The 21,524-nt window shown below is 64.7% G+C and carries 19 protein-coding genes and 1 tRNA gene; 10 read left to right on the forward strand and 10 right to left on the reverse strand.

Features of this window, described 5'->3' with window-relative positions:
• Positions 1–629, forward strand: a 629-nt coding sequence (locus FJ222_01620) for a tetratricopeptide repeat protein (GenBank protein MBM4163132.1), incomplete at its 5' end; no start/stop codon positions are given.
• Between the two features lie 153 nt (positions 630–782).
• Here the strand turns inward: FJ222_01620 and FJ222_01625 are convergent.
• The 7 genes from FJ222_01625 to FJ222_01655 are packed head-to-tail and all read right to left on the reverse strand — an operon-like array spanning position 783 to position 8,015.
• Complete coding sequence (locus FJ222_01625) at positions 783–1,190, reverse strand: hypothetical protein (protein ID MBM4163133.1); 408 nt, start codon at positions 1,188–1,190, stop codon at positions 783–785.
• 10 nt (positions 1,191–1,200) lie between these two features.
• Positions 1,201–2,406, reverse strand: a complete 1,206-nt coding sequence (locus FJ222_01630) for a terpene cyclase/mutase family protein (protein MBM4163134.1) — start codon at positions 2,404–2,406, stop codon at positions 1,201–1,203.
• A 27-nt stretch (positions 2,407–2,433) separates the two neighbouring features.
• Positions 2,434–2,997 (reverse strand): RNA polymerase sigma factor, encoded by a 564-nt coding sequence (locus tag FJ222_01635; GenBank protein ID MBM4163135.1) that lies wholly within the window; start codon positions 2,995–2,997, stop codon positions 2,434–2,436.
• A 56-nt stretch (positions 2,998–3,053) separates the two neighbouring features.
• On the reverse strand, positions 3,054–4,322 hold the full coding sequence (locus tag FJ222_01640; protein MBM4163136.1) for an ABC transporter permease: 1,269 nt from the start codon (positions 4,320–4,322) through the stop codon (positions 3,054–3,056).
• A gap of 37 nt (positions 4,323–4,359) precedes the next feature.
• The gene (locus tag FJ222_01645) at positions 4,360–5,055 is read right to left on the reverse strand and encodes an ABC transporter ATP-binding protein (GenBank protein ID MBM4163137.1); all 696 of its coding nucleotides are present in this window, start codon (positions 5,053–5,055) and stop codon (positions 4,360–4,362) included.
• 6 nt (positions 5,056–5,061) lie between these two features.
• Positions 5,062–6,579 (reverse strand): HlyD family efflux transporter periplasmic adaptor subunit, encoded by a 1,518-nt coding sequence (locus tag FJ222_01650; protein MBM4163138.1) that lies wholly within the window; start codon positions 6,577–6,579, stop codon positions 5,062–5,064.
• Positions 6,576–8,015 (reverse strand): hypothetical protein, encoded by a 1,440-nt coding sequence (locus FJ222_01655; GenBank protein ID MBM4163139.1) that lies wholly within the window; start codon positions 8,013–8,015, stop codon positions 6,576–6,578. Before FJ222_01655 ends, FJ222_01650 begins: the two co-directional genes overlap by 4 nt.
• 119 nt (positions 8,016–8,134) lie before the next feature.
• On the opposite strand from FJ222_01655, the gene FJ222_01660 reads away from it, so the two are divergent.
• From FJ222_01660 to FJ222_01675, 4 genes are all read left to right on the forward strand, one after another.
• A complete protein-coding gene (locus FJ222_01660) occupies positions 8,135–10,105 on the forward strand; it encodes a hypothetical protein (protein ID MBM4163140.1) in 1,971 nt (656 codons plus the stop codon).
• An 8-nt stretch (positions 10,106–10,113) separates the two neighbouring features.
• A complete protein-coding gene (locus tag FJ222_01665) occupies positions 10,114–11,271 on the forward strand; it encodes a trypsin-like serine protease (GenBank protein MBM4163141.1) in 1,158 nt (385 codons plus the stop codon).
• Positions 11,272–11,434: 163 nt separating this feature from the next.
• On the forward strand, positions 11,435–12,328 hold the full coding sequence (locus FJ222_01670; protein ID MBM4163142.1) for a hypothetical protein: 894 nt from the start codon (positions 11,435–11,437) through the stop codon (positions 12,326–12,328).
• 606 nt (positions 12,329–12,934) lie between these two features.
• Positions 12,935–13,318: a hypothetical protein gene (locus FJ222_01675; GenBank protein ID MBM4163143.1), complete on the forward strand. Its 384-nt coding sequence runs from the start codon at positions 12,935–12,937 to the stop codon at positions 13,316–13,318.
• Positions 13,319–13,902: 584 nt separating this feature from the next.
• Here the strand turns inward: FJ222_01675 and FJ222_01680 are convergent.
• Positions 13,903–15,453, reverse strand: coding sequence for a rhamnulokinase (locus tag FJ222_01680; GenBank protein MBM4163144.1), 1,551 nt, complete (start codon positions 15,451–15,453; stop codon positions 13,903–13,905).
• Positions 15,454–15,744: 291 nt separating this feature from the next.
• On the opposite strand from FJ222_01680, the gene FJ222_01685 reads away from it, so the two are divergent.
• Positions 15,745–16,929 (forward strand): glycosyltransferase family 4 protein, encoded by a 1,185-nt coding sequence (locus tag FJ222_01685; GenBank protein ID MBM4163145.1) that lies wholly within the window; start codon positions 15,745–15,747, stop codon positions 16,927–16,929.
• A gap of 2 nt (positions 16,930–16,931) precedes the next feature.
• Here FJ222_01685 and FJ222_01690 read toward each other — a convergent pair whose 3' ends face one another.
• Entirely contained in the window at positions 16,932–17,738 is an 807-nt protein-coding gene (locus FJ222_01690; GenBank protein MBM4163146.1) for an undecaprenyl-diphosphate phosphatase, read from the reverse strand.
• A 58-nt stretch (positions 17,739–17,796) separates the two neighbouring features.
• Positions 17,797–17,873: transfer RNA gene (locus FJ222_01695), tRNA-Asp, on the reverse strand.
• Between the two features lie 99 nt (positions 17,874–17,972).
• On the opposite strand from FJ222_01695, the gene FJ222_01700 reads away from it, so the two are divergent.
• Genes FJ222_01700 through FJ222_01715 form a run of 4 tightly spaced genes read left to right on the forward strand, consistent with a single transcriptional unit; the run spans position 17,973 to position 21,488 of the window.
• Positions 17,973–19,286, forward strand: a complete 1,314-nt coding sequence (locus FJ222_01700; protein MBM4163147.1) for a thymidine phosphorylase — start codon at positions 17,973–17,975, stop codon at positions 19,284–19,286.
• Between the two features lie 17 nt (positions 19,287–19,303).
• Positions 19,304–19,795 (forward strand): cytidine deaminase, encoded by a 492-nt coding sequence (locus FJ222_01705; protein MBM4163148.1) that lies wholly within the window; start codon positions 19,304–19,306, stop codon positions 19,793–19,795.
• A 29-nt stretch (positions 19,796–19,824) separates the two neighbouring features.
• Complete coding sequence (locus FJ222_01710; GenBank protein ID MBM4163149.1) at positions 19,825–20,691, forward strand: 4-hydroxy-tetrahydrodipicolinate synthase; 867 nt, start codon at positions 19,825–19,827, stop codon at positions 20,689–20,691.
• A 5-nt stretch (positions 20,692–20,696) separates the two neighbouring features.
• Complete coding sequence (locus FJ222_01715; protein ID MBM4163150.1) at positions 20,697–21,488, forward strand: 4-hydroxy-tetrahydrodipicolinate reductase; 792 nt, start codon at positions 20,697–20,699, stop codon at positions 21,486–21,488.
• The last annotated feature ends 36 nt before the right edge of the window (positions 21,489–21,524 follow it).

Here is a 21,524-nt window from a genome sequence, read left to right on the forward strand (position 1 = left end):
GCGCGGGTCTGGTTCTCAATCAGAGCCGGAAGGCCAAGGTACTCCAGGCGGCCGAACGGCTCCTGTCGGCCCAATCCACCGAGGAACTGGAAGCGCTGGGTCGCCAGTACGGCCGCACCGGGGCGGGCGTCCTGTCCCATCTTCTGCTGGCCAAGAATCACTACGACGCCGGGCGTTATGACGACGCTCTCGCCAGCTACGCGGCCTTCCTGAAACGGAAACCCTCCGACCGCTTTACCGATATCGCGGTGCTGGGCCAGGCCCACGCATGGGAGGCCAAGGGCGAGATCGACACGGCGCGAACCGCTTTCGCCGCGTTCCGGCAGGAGAATCCCGGTCATTACCTGACGCCGCAGGCCTTCATGGGCGAGGCCCGCTGCCTCGCCATCGCGGGCGACAAGAAGGCCGCCGCAGAGCTGCTCGACCTGCTGATCGCCGCCCAGGCCGACACGCCTTGGGAGGAGCGGGCGGAAGAGCTGAAGGCCATCCTCGCGCGCTACGAGAAACGGGCGCCTGTCTCATTCTTCGACCAAGCCAGCGCCCTCCTTCCCGGTATGGCCACCAACGCCGTCGCCACGCCCGCAATCAAGGTCCCCGCCACCGAACCCGCAGCCACTCTGGAAGAATAATCACCCGGCAAAGATCACCCAAACGCCCCCTGAACTTCGAGGTTTGATTCTCCGCTCCTACGCCCATTCGAACCCCTTCGCCTCTCGGATGGTGCGGTGGACGCAGCCGACTTGGAGGCAGAACGCCTCGATGCGAGATCAGTAACGTGTGAGTTAAGGGACCGCGCTCGCGGCGCGGGGGATTGCCGTTGCGACAGCCTCGACCGTTTCGACCACCTTGGCCGGAAAGGTGATCACGTTCCCCAGCAGTCGGAAGGGGGCCAAGACGCCAGAGCCAATATGGCTCAACCCGGACATGAAGCTCACTCCGGGCAGGGGCGCGCCGACGCACTCGACAACGCCCAAGGGGAGGTACAACACCCGGACTGCGTGCACCGGCAGGTCAACCACGGCGCGCCCCAGACCGACGACGTGGCTCAGCGCGGGCCGGGCCTCCGGAAGGGCGCGCGTCACTGCGGCCACCGTGGCCGGATCGATCGCCGACACGGCGGACGTCGCCATCAGCCCCGCCGCCAGCATCAGCCAGCCCACGCAACCCGGCCAGAAACCTGTTCGCTGCATGCGTGCCTCCTTAATTCAGCGTGAGCAGGGCCAGTGCGGTGGCGTACAACTCGCCGCCGACCGGGGTCCAGCGGTCGGCGATGGCCCAGGCGCCGTCAACGGCCTGCAGCGCGGCGACTCGCTGGCGGATCGCCGCGGCCTGGGCGCGAACGCCGGCCGCGTCCAGGGCCCGCGCGATGAAATAATCCCGGTAGAAGTCGGCGACCCGGCCGGGGGATGCCGCTTCCTGGAGGGCCTGGGCTGCCTGACGGGCAAGGGCGAGATGGTCGGCCGCCGGGAGCGACGCTTCGAGCAGAATGGCGTACCCCATGGCGTCGAGGGTGGCGGTGGAGCCGCCTGCCGCGCGGTCATACGCGAAACGGCCGTCGCCGGTCTGCTGAGACTTGAGCCAGCGCACCGCTTTTCGGAGGTGTCCGCCGGGATCGCCCCAGCCGCTGGCGCGGGCGCGGATGAGGGCGTCGGTCTGCCATACGGTGATCGCCGTGTTGGGGGCGATGCCGATGTCATAGCCCCAGGCGCCATCGGCATGCTGAGTCGCACGGATGCGGTCGACGGCGAGGCGCAAAGGGGCTTCGGACACGGCGGATGGACGGATCTGTCGGATGGCGAGGAGGGCGGCCGTGGTCATGCCGTGGTTGTAGGCGCGACACCTGCCGGGCGGCCCGAAGGCCCCATCCGGTTGCTGACCGGCGAGAAGGGCAGCAATCGCGCGGTCGACGGCGGCCCGGTGCGCGGGCCCGAGACGTTCGAGGGCGAGGGCGGCGAGGGCGGTGAGCGCGGGAGTGTAGGGGGCGGTGGGGGTTGCGATGCCGATCGGCTCCCACACACCATCCCGGTGCTGCGTTCGGGTGAGCCAGCGGCCCCTGTCGGAGGGCATGGCGCGACGCATCTGTTGGGCGGCGAACCAGAGTGCCCCGGCCAGGAAAACGGCGGCCGCCGCCGCAAGACGGCGCCGGAGGACGAAACACCGGTGGCGCGGAGGGGGAAGGGCTGTAAGGATACGGTCCACCAAGCCGGGTGACGGATCGGCCTCGGGCGCGCCACGAAGCCAGGCGACCGTGGCGCACGCAGCCTCGGCTTCGCGCCTGCAAACCGGACAGGCGGCACGATGCGCCTCACGGGCGGCTGATCCGTTTGCCGGATTCAGAGCGCAGGCCACCGCCTCGGCTGCCTGAGGGCAGTTCATAGCCGCAGCGACATCAGTTTCTGCTTCCATCGCCCGCCTCCTTCCTTGCGTCAACCTTCATGCCCGGTCCTCTCCCAACCGGGTCCGTAACATCCGGATCGCGTTGAACATCCGCGACTTGACCGTTCCAGCCGGTATGTGCAGGATCCGGGCGACCTCCGCATAAGGGAGGTCCTGATACACGCCCAGCTCAATCACCTGCCGCATCGCCTCCGGAAGCGCGGCCACGGCGCCGGCGACATCGAGTCCGCCACGCTCCGGCGGCGGATCGCTTGCGGCGTTCGGCGGCTCGGGCTCACGCGCCAACGCATCGGCCAGCCGCGCGATCCGCTTGCGCCTCCGCAGTTCGTCAATCCAGACCTGCCTCGCCATCAGAAACAGGAATGTCGTAAACTTCGCGCTCGGCCTGTAGCGATTCCGATAGCGGTAGAGCCTCACAAACGTCTGCTGCACGAGATCCTCGGCATCGTATTGAACGCCCGAACGGAGGAAAAAGTTCAGCAGCATTTTCTGATGGCGCCTGACGAGCACGGCAAACGCCTGCCGATCATCCGCGCGCGCCAAGGCCATCAGCGCGGCGTCGCTTTCCAGTTCGGCGGGGTTCGGGTCTGGTGTGTCCATGGGTTGGGCGGTGTGGCGATTGACAGGTGAATGATGTGTCGTTCCCAGATTCAGGCCTATTCGTGCCTCAAGGCCTCGATTGGGTCGAGGTTTGCGGCCTTCCAGGCGGGATAGGTTCCAAAGACCACTCCGGTGATGATCGAGACGGCGAGGGACACGAGGACGCTGGGGAGCGTCACGGCCGTGTGCATCTCGGTGAGGCGCTCGACCAGGCGGGCGATCGCCACCCCCAGGCTGAGACCAATACCGCCGCCCAATGCGGTGAGAATGGTGGACTCGAACAGGAACTGAAGGAGGATGTCGCGCTTTTTCGCGCCCAGCGCCCGGCGGGTGCCGATCTCGCGGGTGCGCTCGAAAATGTTGGCCAGCATGATATTCATGATGCCGATGCCGCCGACCAGCAGAGAGATGGCCGCGATGGATCCCATCACGATCCGGAACACCCGCTGGGTCGACTCCTCTTGCAACATCAGCTCGTAGGGAACCTGTATCTCGTAATCGCGTGTTTCGCGTGTCGTGCCCAGGTAGCTCCGCAACCGCTTGACGGTGTCGGGAATCGAACTCACCGCGATCACCTTGATGTAGAGGAAGTCGTACTCCACATTGACCCGCTCGCGCCTCGAACCCTCGACCGGGATGATGCGGCCGTAGACGGCGTTGCCCGTCTCAAAGGGGATATAAACCAGATTATTCAGGTCGTACTGTCCGGCCAGCTTCGCGCCGCGCGCATTTTTCAGGACCCCGACCACCTGGAACGTGCCGCCACCCGCGTTCACCGTCTGGTTGAGCGGATCGCCGATGCCAAACAGCGTCCGGGCGGCGTCGACGCCCACCACGCAGACGGGATTGCGCCGCAGTTCGTCGGTATCGGTGATCCAGCGCCCGCGGCTGTCCGCGAGTTCGCTGAAGGTCATGTTTAGAAACTCGGGCGTGGTGGCCATCACGCGGACGTTCGACCGCAGGCCGCCGACAAAAAGCCGTTGCTGCATGTCGCGCACCGGGATGATCTGGCGGATGTTCTCGAACGTGGCCAGCATGTGCGCGACGTCTTTGGCCTTCAGGCCATAGTCCGCAAGGGTGCTGGCCGAGGCATTGTTCTGGGGCGCCCCCTCTTGGGTCGGCTTGACCGAGCGGATGACGATGCTGTCGATGCCCATGGCCCGGATCCGCTCGATCGACTCGCGGCGACCGCCTTCGCTGATCGCCATCATGGCCACTACCGCGCCGACCCCGAGGACCACGCCCAGCGCCGCCAGAAACGCGCGGAAGGCGTGGCAGGAGAGATTGAGGAAGGTCATCTGCAACAGGCGTAAAAAATTGCGCACAGCTCCATCTTTCCGGCCGGGCAACCGGCCCCAAGCATCAGACCACCGGCTTGCCTCCCGGCCGGTCCTCGACAATCACCCCGTCGTGCAGGCGGATCACCCGGTCGACGATGCGCGCGTAAGCGGGATTGTGGGTGACCATGACCACGGTGCGGCCGCTGTCAACCAGGCCGGTCAGGATGCGCATGACATCATTGCCGGTTTTTTCATCGAGATTGCCGGTCGGCTCATCGGCCAGCACCAGCGGCGGGTCATTGGCCAGCGCGCGGGCGATCGCCACCCGCTGCCGCTCGCCGCCCGACAACTGCGACGGCCGGTGGGTCAGGCGATGCCCCAGCCCGAGCAGATCGAGCAACTCATGGGCGCGATCCCGCATGGCCGTCGGCGGAACGCGGGCATAGCGCATCGGCGTGCAGACATTCTCAAACACGCTGAACTGGGAAAACAGGTTGAACGATTGAAAGACGATGCCAATCCGCCGGCAGCGGATTTCGGACATGGCGTTGTCGCTGAGAGACGACACGTCGGTGGTCTCGAGCGTGTAGGTCCCGGAAGTGGGGCGGTCGAGCATGCCGACGAGGTTGAGGACGGTGGACTTGCCCGAACCCGATGCGCCCATGACCGCCACGAACTGGCCGGCCGGAATCGAAAAACTCACCGCGCGCACCGCCTGCACCGGGGTCTCGCCCTCGGTGTAGGTTTTGGTCACTTCATTGAATGTCAGTAGCCCCATAGTCCGTCACTTCGCCAGGCCGGCCTGATAGAGCGCAACCCGCTCACCCTCCTCGAGGCCCGAGAGAATCTCAACGAAGCTGTTCGAGGACCGGCCGGTGGTCACCGGCCGCTCTTCGACGCCCACCGCCCCCTTGACCCGCGCAAAGGTCTTTCCCTCGCGCTGAAAAATCGCCTCGATCGGCACGTGCAGGACGTTGGCGACCTGTTCGACAATGATTTCGACGCGCATCGTCATGCCGGGCATCAGCCGGGGATCCATCGTGTCGGTGGCGATCTCCACCGGATAAATCTTGGGGCTTGAACGATCCCAGTTCACGACATTCTGCGCCATGGCCGCGATCAGCGAGACGCGCCCCTCCATCACCAGATTGGGAATCGCCTTGCTTCTCAAGACCGCACGGAGACCGGTGGAGATGCGGGATCGGAACTCCTCGGGCAGATCGACCCGGACCAGAAAACGCGATAAGTCGGGGATCGAGGCCAGCACCTGCCCCTCGTTGACCTGGCTGCCCACCTTGAGTTCCTCCGGCTGATTCCACGCGCGCCGTTGCGGATCGCCCATCGTGACGATCCCATCGCTCGGCGCCCGCACCACCAATGACTTGCGAATGGCGATCAATTGCTCCAGTTCCTCCTCCATCTGGCGGATGCGCGCCCGATGATTCTGAATGATCCGCTGATCCTTGACCAGATTGCCGGCGGCGGTGACCAGATCGCGCTGCAAGTCCATCTGCGCCTTGGTGCGGCCCTCCTGCAACAACCGCATTTTCTGGGGGTGGTCGTATTGCTTGAAGACCCGCAGGTTGCTGGACGCCAAATCGATCGCGTCACGGACGGCGTCAACCGCCTGCGACTTGTCGAGCACCACTTTCTCCAGTTCGGGAACCCGTCCGGGATCCTGCATCTGCGCGGTGGACAACTGGGATCGGGCCACAGAGAGCTCCGTGCGGACTTGGGCGAGCTTGGCGCGCGCCGTTTGGACGGCGGCCTGCAGATCCGCGCGCTTGCGCCGCGCGTCCTCATCCTCGTAGCGGGAGAGCGCCTCCTCGCTGGCCCGAAGTTGATCGTTGGCGTTACGGATGGTGCTGAGATTGCCCGCACGGGTCATGTCGAGATCCTGCTCGGCCAGCTTCAGGCTGGTCTGCTCGTCGGCCAGCTCCAGTTTCAGTCTGTCCAGCTCGACTGCGTGCTTCTCATCTGAGAACCGGAACAGCAGGTCGCCGGTCTTCACCGCGCTGCGGTTTTCAACCAGTTCCACGATCTCCAGCCCATAACCGCGGCTCCCGGAGCGGGGCTCGGGGCGGATCATATGGTGCTTGATCGCGTCGAGGTTACCGTCAATTTCCAAGGCGATGTTGAAATCGCCCCGGCGCACCGTCGCATAGCGATCCCGTGTCTCACCCTCCTGCGCCCCCCGACGATGAGCACCCAACTGCCGCCAGACGATGACGCCGACGGCTGCCAGCAACCCGACCAGGAGCCACACGCGCCACCGACGCACTCTGGACGTCTGACGCGTCATTCCGGCCGGGTCTCCTGCGGGCTGCCATCACGGAGCTGCTGGAGTTCGTCACGCAGGCGCGGCTGCGGCAGACGGAACTGAGACTCCGCGCGATCCATCTGCGCCTGTATCTCCGGCGGAAGCTCGAGGGTGCGCAGCGGCGGCAACTGGTCCAGAGCGCCAGCCAGAGCGGTCGCCCGCAGAAAAATGACCAACTGCGTCTGCACGCTGCTTTTGGTGGTGCCGCGGAAGAGGTGCCCGAGCACCGGGATGCTGGAGAGGATCGGCACCCGCCGCTGCCGTTCGACCTCCTCGCTGCGCAACAGACCGCCGATTGACACCAGTTGGCCGTCTCCGACTTCCAGCTCCGTGTTGGCGCTGCGGACGGCGATGATCGGCGCGCCTGTGTTCTTGTCGGAGCGAGTCACATTGGAAACCTCGGGATTGATCTGCAGACGGATGCGGCCGTCGGCGATCATGATCGGGATCACCCGCAATTTGATGCCGACGCTCTTGAAGGTGGTCGAAATGCTTTCCCCCCCGGAGGTGATGGTCTTCGTCTGGATCGGAACCTCCTCGCCGGTAATGATGCTCCCCTCCGTGCCGCGCCGCAGGATCAGATTGGGGGAGGACAGAATCTTGGCCCGGCCTTTGTTTTCCAGAAAGCGGACAAAGGCGGTGATCAGACGCTCCGAGCTCGGATCCCAGTCCATATAGGAAAGACTGCCGCGGGTGGCCAGCGGATTGCTGCCCGGGTCGACAAAGGCGTCGGTGAGGCGCTTGACAAAAACCATGTGGTCGGCGGGGAGGTTGGGGATGGCCCCCACCTTCGCGAGCTTCTGGAATTCGAGGTTGATCTCCTTCTGATAATCACTGTCAACGCTGAACTCGACGATGCGGGCCTCGACCAGCACCTGGGTGACCGGCATGTCCAACTGGTCGGCGACCGCGAGCAACAGCGCCAGATTGTCCTCGACGTCCGAGATCACTACGAGGTCGGATTCCTCATTGGCGGAGACCGTCCCGGCCGGCGTCATGAAATTCTCCAGCGCCTGCGCCATCGTCTCGCCGCGAATGTGCACACAGTGGTGGAATCGGACCTTCCGCTCGGTCTTCACGTCGGCGGCGAAGTTGGCCGCGATTTGCGCATATTCATCGAGAGCGCTCACCGTTCCCGTCGATGCGGCGGAAGCCAGTTCTGCGGCCGTCGGCGTCGCCAGGTCCCGGACCGGATCAGCCATGGGGTCTTGGGACAGCTCCCGGTTGTCGGTGCTGGCCGAGACAGCCGCCCGCTCGCGCGGCGGCCGTCCGGAAGGCTGTTGCGCCAAAAGACCGGCGCACGACATCATGACCATCACCAGGGACATCGCCGGAAAAAGACCTTGTTTCATTGCCGTGTTCCTGTCGCTTAAGCGCAACCTGCAACCAGAGTACGGCCGAAAGCATGACATACCCATGGGGTTAAGACAAGGAGTAAAAGTCAACAGAGTGATGCGTCAACGTTGTTGCATACTCCCTTGTGCGATGGCGTGCGACATGCTAACGTAGTCCGACGACGTGAGGTGGAGAAACGGGCATGGATTTCAAACGGATAGGCGAGCCGCTTTTTGCGCAGGATCCCACGGGGCGGCCGCTGTCGCGCGTGGGGACTGTTTTTCTGCGCACGCCGGGGCTGGTCACCCTCCCGGGCGTGCATGCCATGCAACGGCTGGCCTGGCTTGACGGGCTCAACGCCGACCGGGCCTCAGCCGGCGCGCCGCCGCTCTCCGACGCGGAGACAGACGCCGAATTCGACGCCTCCGTGGACCTGCTGCTGGACGGAAGCGTCATTCTGATCCGACCCGATCCTTCGCGCATGGATCTAGCCTTCCAGGCCGACGATTTCCTGCAGACGTTCGTTTCCAAGCGCCGCATTCGTTTTCTGAACACCGCCAACGAGACGATTCGAGAGGCCCTCCGCCGGCGCGGAGAAAACTGGCGCATGAGTCCCCTGCCGCAGACGCAGGAGGAAATCATTGCCCTCATCGCCGACTCCCGGACCGCCATTCAGAATGCCCCCATCTACTACTACAACCGCGTCGGCGGCACCCGTTACCTCACCTGCGAATCCTTCCGCTGGCTGGCCACGCGGGATGATGCCACGTTCCGGTCGCAGCTCGACGAGATCGCCCGCTTCTGCACCCGGCGCAACCGCCTCGGCCATCCCGAGATCGACGTCTTCCCTCCCGACTGCCCGTTTGAGCGCGCCGCCTTTGCGGCGCTCGCCCCGCCGGAAGACGCATCCCCCGCCGCCTGCGCCGATCTCCGCCGCCGCCACGCCGCGGTCGCAGCGGCCTACGAGGCCGCCGTGCCGCCGGTCCTCCGGGAGGACGCTCCCGGGGCGCCCGAATGGCGCCGGGCGATGTGCGCCGTTCTGGTCAGACAGCCGAATGCGGCCGTTTCGGACGAGATCGTCAGCGGCCTCTCCGCCGAGTTTTATCTGCAGATCGAATGGCTCCCCGGCGCGCGCATCGAGGATGGCGAGCTGATCTTTGATCCGCTGTTTGACGAGTGTGCCGTCCGTCCGGACGACGCCGAGCTGCGCGCCCTGTGCGACCTGCGCGCGCGCGGCATGATCTTTAACTACGTTCGCGAATTCCGCGAGATCGAATACATCAACATCGGACGGATCTCCCGCTCCCTCTCGCGCCGCGTCACCACCTCCCGGCGCCCCACGGTCTACATTGCCGAGGTTCAGCACACCGGCGCCGATAAGCCGGTCGTGCGCATCCTGCGCCTCCAGAAATGGGGCATCGCCGAACATCTCGATGAAGGGAAGGACCTGCTGCAGTCGATCATCGAGGCCGAGGCCTACACCGACTACATTCTCGACCGCCGCCTCGGCTGCCAGCAGCTCGGCATGAACTTGCCGCCGCAGATCGTTCCCCGCCGCATCAGCGAGACCTACACTGGAACGCACGCGCGCTACGTCGGCCAGACCTACTGGATCACCTACCTCGAGCGCCCCTATCTTTACGGGTGGGCATCGGCCAAGATCCCCGCGCACCACTACGAGAACGTCGAATTCAATCGCCGTCTGGCGGCCCTGCTCGGCGCGGCGGCGGCATCCAATCTCATCCTCGGCCGCACCGGGGTTAACGGCGCAGCCGTCCTGTTTGACGATGGCGACGAGATCGTCCTGTTTGACGACGACGGCCTGCCCCAGAGCCTGGTGGTCTCCGACCACACCGGGACGTTTTCGCACTACCGGGAGCCCTTGGCGGATTTGGCGCCGGCCTATGCCGCGCCGGTCAACCGGCGCGCGGAACTGATGCCCAACGCCAGCGAGTTTGCCGCAGGCTATCTGGCTGCATTTGTCGAACGCTTCGATTACACGCGCCGGGAGTACCTCCGGCGCAAACGGGCGTTTGACACGCTCTTCAGCCACCGTGCCCGCGACGTGGCCGGCAGTTTCGCCTACCGTTGGGAATGCGTTCTCAACCGCCTCGCGGCGACCGCTGCAGAGCCGCTTGCGGGGGCGATCCGGGCCGCGATTAGAAACAAGTGAGGTGACCCATGAACGCTCCGGCTTCCCGTTCCCCCGTCTTCACGGCGCTGCTGCTGGCGATTTTCGCGCTGCTGGTGTGGCGACTCGTTCACCGGCCGGGTGTAGAAGGTGTGCCCTCCGCCGTTCCGGTGCCAGGTCCGACCTCCGGACACCCCGCCGTTCCGGCGGTGGCCACGCCGCCACCGTTCGCGCCCACCTCCGAGGAACGCACCGCCATCGCGATCTTCAGCCGCGTGTCGCCATCGGTCGTGGCGGTGGCCAACACGGGGCTCTTCCGCGCCGGGAGCTGGTTTCGGGGACTTCAGGTCTACGAGATTCCCCAGGGTGCCGGTTCCGGTTTTGTCTGGGACAAACAGGGGCACATCATCAGCAATTACCATGTCGTCCACCAAGCCAACGCGCTCACGGTGACCTTTCCCGACGGCGTGACATTCGATGCCCGGCTGGTGGGGATTGCGCCGGATCAGGATCTGGCCGTGCTGCGGATTGACGCCCCCCCCGAACGGCTGCACCCGGTTCGCGTCGCCGCGTCACGCGACCTGCAAGTGGGGCAGACGGTGCTGGCAATCGGCAACCCGTTCGGGCTGGACACCACCCTCACCGTGGGAATCGTCAGTGCACTCGGACGGACCATCACGGCCATGACCGGCCGACGGATCAACGAGGTGATCCAGACGGATGCGGCGATCAACCCCGGCAATTCCGGCGGTCCCCTGCTCAATTCAGCGGGCGAGCTGATCGGCGTCACGACCGCCATCCTCAGCCCCAGCGGGGCCTATGCGGGGATCGGCTTCGCCGTGCCTGTCGACACCATCTCGCGCATCGTGCCCCAACTGATTGCCAAGGGACGCATCACCCGAGCGGGGCTCGGCCTCCAGCTTCTGCCCGATCACATCATTCGCCGCGCTGGAGTTGCCGGCGCGGCCGTCTACGCCGTGCTTCCCCATTCCCCGGCCACCACCGCCGGAATCGCCGGCGTCTCGCAGTCTCCCCGCGGCCTGTTTCTCGGCGATGTGATCACCGCTGTCGATGGCAGGCCCGTCGCCGATGTGGAGGGCTACCACGCCATTTTCGACACCCTCCAGCCCGGCCAGACCGTCGACGTGACCCTCACCCGCGACGGCCAGACACGCACCGTCTCCGTGCGCCTGATCGAATTGGAGTGACCGTGATTGCCGAGCGAATCCCGCTTGCCGCCGCTCGTCGTTTGCGTCTACAATTGGCCCGCGCGTCGGGTCTATTCACACCGCATCCGTCTTGACCCGGCGTGCGAACCCGTTGACCATAACGGTTGGACGCCCCTCCAACCCCATCTCAGGAGCACCCATCATGCAAAGCATCCCCGTCCTGACCGTCCGAGGCGGTTCGCTTGCCGAAGCCTACGAGCGCGCCTTGATCGCCCTGTACCGCGGCGGCATCCGCTTCCGCACGCAGTACGACAAACCGGGCGACCCGTTAAGCCTCGATGCCACGATGAACATCACCATCGACGACCCGCTGGCCGATCCCATGATCCACAAGGCTTTCCCCGGCGGCATTTCCGACCTGCGCGAATATGTCTACGAGCTGGAGGGACGCAAGGATCACTGGGTCAAGGCGATCAACGATCCCGCCGACACCCGCTGGGAGTACACCTATCACGGCCGCCTGCAGAACTATGGTCAGTGGAAGGAGCGCGGCGCCGACGGCAAAAACCAGATTGTCGGCCCGTTTCAGGTCGATCAGATCGCCTATGTCATCGACAAACTGGTTGCGCAGCCCTTCACCCGGCAGGCGCAGATGATCACCTGGATGCCCAACCACGACCTCGCCTGCTACGACCCGCCGTGCCTGCAGTCGCTTTGGTACCGGATCTTGGAGGACGATACCGGCGTGCAGTGGCTCAACGCCAATGTCCGTTTCCGTTCCAACGACGCCTGGGGGGCGAACTTCATGAATATGTTCGGCTTCATCCAGTTCAACCAGACCGTCATCGCTGCCGAGGTCGCGCGCCGCTCAGGCAAGCCGGTGCGCCTCGCGCGCATGAATTGGCAGGCCGACTCTTATCACATTTACGGCAAGGACATCGAACAGGCCGAACAGCGGCTCTTCAGCCGGTTGGAAACGACCGCATTCGAAGACCGGATCTACTCTTTCCACGACCCGGCCATCACCGAGATGTACCACGAGGAGGAGGCCGCCATTCTCCGCAAAATCGACGAGATGTCGCGCCGGATGGGATGACCCCGCCGGCCGGGCGCGGCGTCCCTGCCGCGCCGCAGATCATGACGAAGGCCACAGGGAATGCGCGTAAGAGGGTCTGTGAGTGTGGGAGTGTGGGAGAGTGTCTGCGCGAAAGCGGGCAGCGGCGTCTCGCCGCGCCGAAAGACAAAGGGAATGCGCGAAGCGGCGTGTGAGTTGTCGGGGGCGGGGCAGAATCCCCCTTTCATTTCGATAGCGATCCCGATCCCGATAGCGATCAATGTCTTTATCCATTCGCTTGCGGCGCGGCGGGACGCCGCTTCACTGCCACTCACACACCCACACACTGTCACATACCCATCCTGTCACTAACCAACTACGCCGTTCCCCTTCATTCCGCTTGACCCGCCCGCCCATTATCTATACCCTTTTCGACATGGCGGGGGTGAGTTTCGCCCCGCCTCAGCCCGCCCGTGTGGGTTGGGTTGATCTAGTTCGGTGAGCCATAGCAGGGACGCAAAGCCTCAAAATGCTTCCGCAAGTGCTTGGAAATGAAGCAGACGGTTGATCTATAGGAAGGGAAGCCCTGCTATTTTCCCTGCTAAGTTTGATCCTTAATCAGAGGTCGGCAAGAACGGAGTAGATGAAATGATGAAGCCAACGATCTCTTGTGCTCTGATTGCGATGGTTCTCGTTGGTTGTGCAACGTCCCCAGATTCAGGCGGAAGCGCGCAACGCACCAATACTGCTGTCGTTGCTGTCGCGCAGACACTCGAAAGACAACGTCCCCCTGTGTCGGTGAGTGAAGCCCTGAGCCGCGCAGAAAAGTACGTATCCGAGCAGAAGATCGACATCTCAAAACATTTCGTCAGTTCGGCGCACTATGTGGAGGCAGGCAGCTGGACAGATAGTTCGATCGGTAAGGGACCCTACTGGCAAGTCACCTACAAACTCCTTCAACGCGCTGACGGCGGACAGCACTTTATCCTAGTGTATATGGGCGGCAAGGTCGGTCACATTGGTGGACTGTAAGGAAACGGAGCCGAACATCGGCGTGCATGGAAGGCTCGCAAGCTCGCCGCCCCTGCTGCGCAACGTTCGGACACGACAACATGAGAAGCGCAGGAACGTTCTCTCCGATCAGTGTCGCCACGGCTACACAAATCGCCTCGGTGGGGTTCGCCGTGTGGTTTATGTTCACTTCCCTAAAACTGTCCTGTTCCATGTCGGGGAGCGTGGGTGCGGTCGCGATTCTTGCGCACACAATCAACTCCGTCTTGCTTCTCGTTGCGGTTCTTTTCGAGCGCCGGTGGCGCTTGATTTTCATTCCGATTGTGTCATGGTTTGTGGTTACGACTCTGGTTGCAATGTCGATGCACTGAACCATAATATGAATGTCCGAACACGCCGTCCTAGCCTCTCGCCGGGAAGCGCCATTCAGGCCTGTCCCTAGTCAGACCTCTTACACTTAACCGGATGCTTCGTCGCCACTTTTAACCGGATACCCTTAAACGACCCACTATTACTGTCCTCGATGACCGCTCTTTGTCTCTTCGGGATAGATTAAGACCCGAGATTAAGATCTGAGACACAGGACCCAGTTTCCCTTATACCTATTACGATTTATGATTGGTTGCGATCTCCTGAAAACGCGCGAAGGTGGCGTCCCAAACGGCGGTGTCGCCGGGCAGGAAGGTCTTGATGGGGAAGGCGGACCGGATGAGCGGCTGCGCCTCGGCCATGCTGCTGATCACGCCGAGGGCCATGGCTTGCACCATGAGGTTGCCCACAGCGGTTCCCTCTTTCGGGCCGGCGTGCACCGGCCGGGCGATGGCATCGGCGGTGAATTGGTTGAGCAACGCATTGCCGCTGCCGCCGCCCACGATATGGACTGCCTGCGTCGGCGTGCCGCAGATCGCGCAGATCTGCTCGTTCACCAGCCGGTACTTCAACGCCAGACTCTCGTAGACGATGCGCAGAATGGCGCCGCGGTCGGCCGGCTGCCGCTGGCCGGTTTCGGCGAGGAAGGCGCGGATGGCGTCCTCCATGTTGGCCGGATTGTAGAAACGGGCGTTGTCGGGGTCGATGAAGGCGCTGAAGGCTGGCGCGGCGGGGGTGATCGTGTCGACCTCGGACCATTCCATGCGGCGGCCGTCGGCGGCCTCCCAGCCCCGCAGCAACTCCTGAACAATCCAAGTCCCCATGCAGTTTTTGAGGAACCGGGTGTTGTCAATCCCCCCCTCGTTGCTGATATTCGCGGTCATCGCTGCATCATGGGTGATCGGCTGGTCAACGAGCCGGCCCACCAGCGACCACGTTCCCGAGCTGATGATGAGGGCGTGCCGGGCGTCTGCGACCGGGGCTGCGGCAAAGGCGCTGGCCGTGTCGTGCGAGGCGACGGCCACGATGGCGGCCTCGTTCAGCCCGAGCGTGGCGGCGAGCGGCGGGCGCAACGCGCCGATGACCGTTCCGGGGGCAACGATCGGCGGCATGATCCGCGCCGGGATCTTCAATGCGCGCAGCACGTCGCGGGACCATGTCCGCCGCTTGGCGTCCATGAGCTGCGTCACGCTCGCCCACGAAGAATCCACCGCCGTGCACCCCCCGAGATAGAAATTGAACAGCGCCGGAATGGGGAGGAACAGGGCGGTGAGCTTGCGCAGCTCCGGCCGCCTCGTGGCGAACCAGCGCAACTGGTTGCTCATGTTGAAGGGCTGGAAGTGGATGCCGGTGATGCCGTAAAGCCGTCGCGCGTCGATGCACGCCTTGACCTCCTCGCACATCGTGTCGAGACGGTGATCACGGTAGCAATGGGTCTTGCCCAGCAACTCGCCGTCGGCGCTAAAATAGGCGCCATCCGCGCCCCAGGTGTCGAGGCCGATCGCGTCAAGCTGGCCGCCAAACGTTCGCTTGTAGGCATGAAGCCCCTTGATGATGTTGTCGTAGATCCAGGTGTCATCCCAATACGTCCGCTCGGTCACGGCGCCCGTCCGGTCCGCCAGAAAGAACGACGTGCCGCCGTGTGCGAAGCGGTGAACCTCCTGCATGCGGAAGCCGCCGCCCTCCGGAAAGATGCCCGCAAAACACTTGCCGCCCGAAGCGCCCAGATCGACCGCCAACACCTTGATGTCCATACCGGCTCCTTGATCAAATGAGTGGGGCATCATAGCATGGTTTGAAACCAACCGCAACCGATGAACGGACCCCAGCAGCAAATGGGGCGCAGTCACAGTTTCTTTGCGACGCCAGCGGTTGTGTGCCTATGCCTTTCGGGTGGCAAAGGTGGGACAGGCATTCTTGCCTGTCCGGATCACGGATCGTAGAAAACAGGCAGGAATGCCTGTTTGACCTTCCGCGAGGATTTAAGCAAAGAAATTGTGACTGCGCCTAGGCCGAACGTGGCCATTGCATTCAGCTTCCGGCAGTGATAGAATAGCCCCCATTGACGTGGAAGAGTAATGTCCTTTTGGGGTGTTCCCATGCGCGTGCTTCTGGTCGAAACGATTTCTGAAATGGGTGGGGCTCAGTGGAGCCTGTTCGAGTTAGCGTGTCAACTCAAACACGATGGTGTTGACCTGCTCGCGTTGGTGCCTAGGGGACCGTTGCAGACCAGGCTGAAAGACGCGGGGGTTCCGGTCGAATCCATTCCCTCGTTCCGGGCGCGCCGCAAGCCGTTGGCTCTGTTGGCTCAGGTCTTGATGGGCGCGAGCGAAACCGCGCAGATTCGCAAGACCACTTGGCTGTTCAAGCCAGACCTCATCCACGCCAACTCGGTCACCGCCGGGCTGCTCGTCCTGCCGCTGGCCCGCAGCCGGGCGGTCGTCTGTCACGTCCGTGACCTCCGTTTCCCGGTCAAGCCGATGCTCCAGATCGCCCGGCAGGCGCGGCGGATTGTGGCGGCATCCGAACCCATAGACAATGCCTTGAGCGAATTTCTGCGCGGTTCGGCGCGAAGTCGGCTGGTTCGTGTCGTGAACGGCATCACGATCGGCCGCTTGGCGCCAGGCGATTCGGCCCCGGCGCGGCACGCCTGCGGGCTCCCCGCCGGCGTGCCGGTCATAGGCATGATTGCGCATCTGACGCCGTGGAAGCGGCACGAGGTCTTCATCGAAATGGCGGCTCAAATCGCCCAGAAACGCCCCGATGCCCATTTTGTCAGCGTCGGGCGCGACCTGCTGGGCGAACACAAACTCTACCGAAAATCACTTCGCCAGCTTGTCGCCTCCCGCGGGCTCGATGCGGCGTTTCACTGGTTCGAAGAGATCAGCGACGTCCGCGAGGTTCTTCAGGCCATGGACGTCCTGGTCCACCCGCCTCACGACGAACCGTTCGGCCGCGTCCTCTGCGAGGCGATGGCCATGCGCAAACCGGTCGTCGCTGTCCGGCAAAACGGTCCGGTTGCCATCGTCGAGAACGGGGTGAGCGGCCTCCTGGTGGGCGCCCCCCAGCCGGAATTTTTCGCGAAAGCGGTGCTTCAGATTTTGGATAACCCCGCTCAGGCCGAAGCGATGGGCGAAGCGGGACGGAAGCGGGTTAGTGACCGGTTCAACATCACCCGCACCGCCAGTCAGATGCGGGCCGTCTACAAGACGGCAATCAAGGATTTCGAGCTGGAGCGCCTCGCGCACACGGACGCGGATTAAACCTAGCGCCCGTGCGCCAGCCACCCCAGCGACGCCGCTCCCGCGCAGAGGCAATAGACGGCGCAATGCCAGAACCGGTCGCGGCACAACAGACGCACCAGGAGCCCGATCGCCGCATAACCGACCCCCGCCGCCACGCACGCCCCGACGATGTAATGCGCCGTCCCGAGCGCGGCGCCGCTGGCGGTTGGCCCCTCCTGCAGGAAATCAACGGCCACGGCACCGATCAGCACCGGGATCGACATCAGGAAAGAAAACTCGGCCGCTTGGTCTGGTCGCACGCCCAGATGGCGCGCCACGGTGATCGTGCTCCCCGACCGGCTGATCCCCGGCAATAGGGCCATCGCCTGCATGCAGCCGATCCACCACGCGCGCCACACGGTCATCGGACCGCCGTCCGCGCGCCGGGCAAACCGCACCGAGAACAACAGGCCGCCCGTCACCAGCAGCAGCCACGAAGCCACGACCGCCGTCTGCCGCTGGTTGCCGAACAAGGCGTCAAGCCGATCACCAAACACGATCCATATCCCAATGGCCGGAACCGACGATAGCGCCAGCAACCCGCCCATTAGCCAGGCGGCTCGCGACCCCGTCAACACCCCCATCACGAGGTCCGCCAGCCGGTTGCGGTAGAAAGCCACCACCGCCATCAGCGTTCCAAGATGCAACACGACTTCGAGGTGAACGCCGGGAGCGTTTAAGCCGAGGAGTTCCTTGCCGATGAGCAGATGCGCAGAACTGCTGACGGGGAGAAACTCGGTCACGCCCTGGACAACCGCCAGAATCAGCACGCTGACCCAATCGTGCATCAACACCCCCCAAAAAAACCGCGTCCCGTGACGCGGTTTTTGGATGCTTCTTAAAAATTGGCGGGAGCGACGGGGCTCGAACCCGCAACTTCCGGATCGACAGTCCGGTACGCTAACCAATTGCGCCACGCCCCCGCAGAAAAGAGTCCACACTATATCGTTATCTGCTGGAGAATGCAAGCGTGATTTTAAAAAAATATCCGCTGGCCTCCCCAGCCCCCCCGTGTTATCGTCATGCCAATGGTTCCACAGTGGATAATCGAGAAGAAACGCGACGGCCGCGAGCTCAGCGCCGACGAGATCGGCGCCTTTATTGAAGGGTACACCGCTGGCGACATCCCCGACTACCAGATGGCGGCCCTGGCGATGGCTGTTGTCTTCCGGGGCATGACGCCCGACGAGACCGCCGCGCTGACCGACGCGATGATGCGCTCAGGGGACGTCCTTTCCTTTTCCGACTGGCCCCGCCCGACGGCCGACAAGCACTCGACCGGCGGCATCGGAGACAAGATATCGCTGGTGCTCGGCCCCCTCGCCGCCTCTGCCGGCCTGGCCGTCCCCATGATCTCAGGCCGCGGACTCGGCCTCACCGGCGGCACCCTCGACAAGTTGGAGTCGATCCCCGGTTTCACCACGCGGCTCTCGCCGGACGCCTTTCGATCCGCCCTCGGCCGCGCCGGTTGCGCCATCATCGGCCAAACCGACCGCCTCGCTCCCGCCGACCGCAAGCTCTATGCCCTGCGCGATGTCACCGGCACGGTTCCGAGCATCCCACTCATCACCGCCAGCATCCTGTCCAAGAAACTCGCCGAGGGCGCCGCGACGCTCGTTCTGGATGTCAAGTGCGGGCGCGGCGCCTTCATGCGTACACCCGAACAGGCTCGCGCGCTGGCCGATAGCCTGCTCCGCGTCGGCCGTGCCCTTGGCCGCAACATGGCCGCCCTGATCACCGACATGGAGCAGCCCCTCGGACGCACGGTGGGCAATGCCCTCGAAGTGCGTGAGGCGGTCGAGGTTCTCCGGGGTGGCGGCCCCGTCGATGTCCGCAGTCTGACCCTGACCCTGACCGCCCGCATGTGCCTGCTCTCTGGGCTGGCCACTGACGCGGCGACGGCTGAACGGGAGCTCGCCGCGCGCCTCGACGACGGCCGCGCGCTGTCCGCTTTCCGCGATATGGTCGCCGCCCAAGGCGGCGACATCCGCGTGGCCGACGACCCTGGCGCGGTTTTGCCTGCGGCGGCGGCGATAGCGATCCTGCCCGCCCCCGCCGACGGATGGGTCGCCCGTGTGGACGCCGAGATCATCGGCCGCGTCGTCCTCCAACTCGGCGCGGGGCGCCGCCGCAGCGATGACGCCATTGACCCTGCCGCTGGCGTGGACCGCCTCGTTCAGTGCGGTGACCAGGTCTGCCGCGGCGAGCCCCTCATGCGTCTTCATGCAGCGACTCCCGACCTGATTGCAGCCGTCCGCGATGCCGCCTGCGGCGCGGTCCTCCTCGCCCATGCGCCGGTCACACGACCGCCCCTGATTCTGGAAACCCGTTTGTAGGAGGAGAGACACCGCCCATGTCTAAACAGAAAACACCCCCTGACCCGCCAACGGCCCGATCACTCGCCGCCGCCGCCCGCAAAGCCGCGACACGCGCGCACGCCCCGTATTCCGGGTTTCACGTCGGCGCAGCGCTGCTGGCCGGGGACGGACGGATCTTCACCGGCTGCAATATTGAGAACGCATCCTATGGCCTGACCCTCTGCGCCGAGCGGGTGGCGCTCGCCAAGGCCGTCAGCGAGGGCGCGACAGACTTCCGTGCTCTGGCCATCGCTGGCGGCACCGCCGCCACCCCCGCCACGCCCTGCGGTGCCTGCCGCCAGGTCCTCGCCGAATTCTGTCCGCCCCGCATGCCCATCTGGTACGCCGGCCTGGCCGCCGGAACCGCTCGCGCCACCACCCTCGGCAAGCTCCTGCCGCACGCCTTCACACGGCCCCGCACACGAGGCTTGTCAGGTGCGCCCGCTTGCCGTATGCTTTCACCCACAGCCGCAGGGTCGCTGACGTAGCGTGGCCCGGCTGGGGAGGAATCTTCATCATGTTCACCGGCACCTACACCGCGATTGTCACTCCTTTCAACCGGGATGGCTCGGTCGACTTCGGCTGCTTCAGCGCGCTGATCGACTGGCAGATCGCCTCGGGCGTGGACGGCATCGTCCCCGTCGGCACCACGGGCGAATCGCCCACCCTCGAAATGGACGAACATCTGAAGGTGATTGAAGCCGCCGTCGCAACCGCCGCCGGCCGCGTCCAAGTAATCGCAGGCACCGGCGCCAATTCCACAGCCGAGGCCCTCCAGCTCACCCGCGGCGTTCTGAACATCGGCGTTGCTGGCACGCTGCAAGTGACGCCCTACTACAACAAGCCGAATCAGGAGGGGCTGTATCGTCACTTCTCCGCCATCGCCGACCTCGGCCTCCCCGTCGTCCTGTATAATGTGCCGGGCCGGGCTTCGCGCGAAATTGCCGTTGAAACGGTGGTTCGTCTGGCCGCGCACCCCCAGATCGTCGCCATTAAGGAAGCGGGCGGCAGCGTCGAGCGGGTCAGCGCGATTGTCGACGCCTGCGATCTCGTCATCCTGTCCGGTGACGACGGTCTGGCTGTGCCGATGATCAGCGTCGGCGCCAGCGGCCTGATCAGCGTCGCCTCCAACGTCGCGCCGCGCGAGGTTGCCGGCATGGTCCGCGCCGCCTGCTCCGGCGACTTCCGTGCCGCTGGCACCGCCCACCGCCGTCTCTATCCGCTCTTCCGGGACCTGTTCATCGACACCAACCCGATCCCGGTGAAGGCCGCCCTCGCCCTCCTCGGCCGTTGCCCCGAAATCTACCGCCTCCCGCTCTGCGAACCCTCGGCCAAGATCCGTGAACAAATCCGCGCCACCCTCACGGCGCTCAAACTGGTGTGACCGCTATGACAACAATCGCCATCCTCGGCGCGGCCGGACGCATGGGTCAGATGCTGATCCGCTGCGCCGCGCGCCTGCCTGAACTGCGCGTGACCGGCGCCTGCGAACGGGCGGGGCATCCCGCGCTCGGCCAAGACGCCGGCCAGATCGCCGGGACCGGCCCGCTCGGCGTCGTCCTCGCCGATGCCTGGCCCGCCGACTCCGACGTCGTGATCGACTTCACCTTTCACACGGCCGTTGCAGCCAATCTGGCCAGCGCCGTCGCCCGTCGCCAAGCCGTGGTGCTCGGCACCACCGGACTCAGCGATGACGATAAACAGCGCGTTGCCGATGCCGCGCAGACTATTCCCATTGTCTTTGCGCCTAACTTCAGCCTGGGCGTCAACCTCCTGCTCGATCTCGTCCGCCGCGCCGCCACCGTGCTCGGCCCCGCCTACGATGCCGAGATTGTGGAGATGCACCACCGGCTGAAAAAGGACGCCCCCAGCGGCACCGCACTCGGCCTCGCCGAGGCCCTGGCGGCGGGGCGCGGCGTGGATCTGAAGGATGTTGCCACCTATGGTCGCGAGGGGATCGTCGGCGAGCGTCCACGCGGCGAGATCGGCATTCACGCCGTCCGCGGCGGCGACGTCATCGGCGACCACACCGTCCTTTTCGCCGCCGACGGCGAACGGGTTGAGCTCACCCACAAGGCCACCTCGCGCGAATCCTTCGCCAACGGCGCGCTGCATGCAGCCCTCTGGCTTCCCGGCAAACCGGCCGGACGTTACTCCATGCGGGATGTCCTGGGCCTGTGAACGCGCGGCCGGGCGTCCGGCAGTCGCCTGCCTTCC

This window comes from Lentisphaerota bacterium, assembly GCA_016873675.1.
GTDB lineage: Bacteria > Verrucomicrobiota > Kiritimatiellia > RFP12 > JAAYNR01 > VGWG01.

Coding starts and splice junctions, on each gene's coding strand:
- FJ222_01690 (MBM4163146.1), bottom strand. CDS start 17,738: ATGCACGATTGGGTCAGCGTGCTGATTCTGGCGGTTGTCCAGGGCGTG.
- FJ222_01650 (MBM4163138.1), bottom strand. CDS start 6,579: ATGACGCGTCAGACGTCCAGAGTGCGTCGGTGGCGCGTGTGGCTCCTG.
- FJ222_01665 (MBM4163141.1), top strand. CDS start 10,114: ATGAACGCTCCGGCTTCCCGTTCCCCCGTCTTCACGGCGCTGCTGCTG.
- FJ222_01625 (MBM4163133.1), bottom strand. CDS start 1,190: ATGCAGCGAACAGGTTTCTGGCCGGGTTGCGTGGGCTGGCTGATGCTG.
- FJ222_01710 (MBM4163149.1), top strand. CDS start 19,825: ATGTTCACCGGCACCTACACCGCGATTGTCACTCCTTTCAACCGGGAT.
- FJ222_01655 (MBM4163139.1), bottom strand. CDS start 8,015: ATGGGTATGTCATGCTTTCGGCCGTACTCTGGTTGCAGGTTGCGCTTA.
- FJ222_01635 (MBM4163135.1), bottom strand. CDS start 2,997: ATGGACACACCAGACCCGAACCCCGCCGAACTGGAAAGCGACGCCGCG.
- FJ222_01715 (MBM4163150.1), top strand. CDS start 20,697: ATGACAACAATCGCCATCCTCGGCGCGGCCGGACGCATGGGTCAGATG.
- FJ222_01680 (MBM4163144.1), bottom strand. CDS start 15,453: ATGATGCCCCACTCATTTGATCAAGGAGCCGGTATGGACATCAAGGTG.
- FJ222_01700 (MBM4163147.1), top strand. CDS start 17,973: ATGCCAATGGTTCCACAGTGGATAATCGAGAAGAAACGCGACGGCCGC.
- FJ222_01630 (MBM4163134.1), bottom strand. CDS start 2,406: ATGGAAGCAGAAACTGATGTCGCTGCGGCTATGAACTGCCCTCAGGCA.
- FJ222_01660 (MBM4163140.1), top strand. CDS start 8,135: ATGGATTTCAAACGGATAGGCGAGCCGCTTTTTGCGCAGGATCCCACG.
- FJ222_01685 (MBM4163145.1), top strand. CDS start 15,745: ATGTCCTTTTGGGGTGTTCCCATGCGCGTGCTTCTGGTCGAAACGATT.
- FJ222_01670 (MBM4163142.1), top strand. CDS start 11,435: ATGCAAAGCATCCCCGTCCTGACCGTCCGAGGCGGTTCGCTTGCCGAA.
- FJ222_01645 (MBM4163137.1), bottom strand. CDS start 5,055: ATGGGGCTACTGACATTCAATGAAGTGACCAAAACCTACACCGAGGGC.
- FJ222_01705 (MBM4163148.1), top strand. CDS start 19,304: ATGTCTAAACAGAAAACACCCCCTGACCCGCCAACGGCCCGATCACTC.
- FJ222_01675 (MBM4163143.1), top strand. CDS start 12,935: ATGATGAAGCCAACGATCTCTTGTGCTCTGATTGCGATGGTTCTCGTT.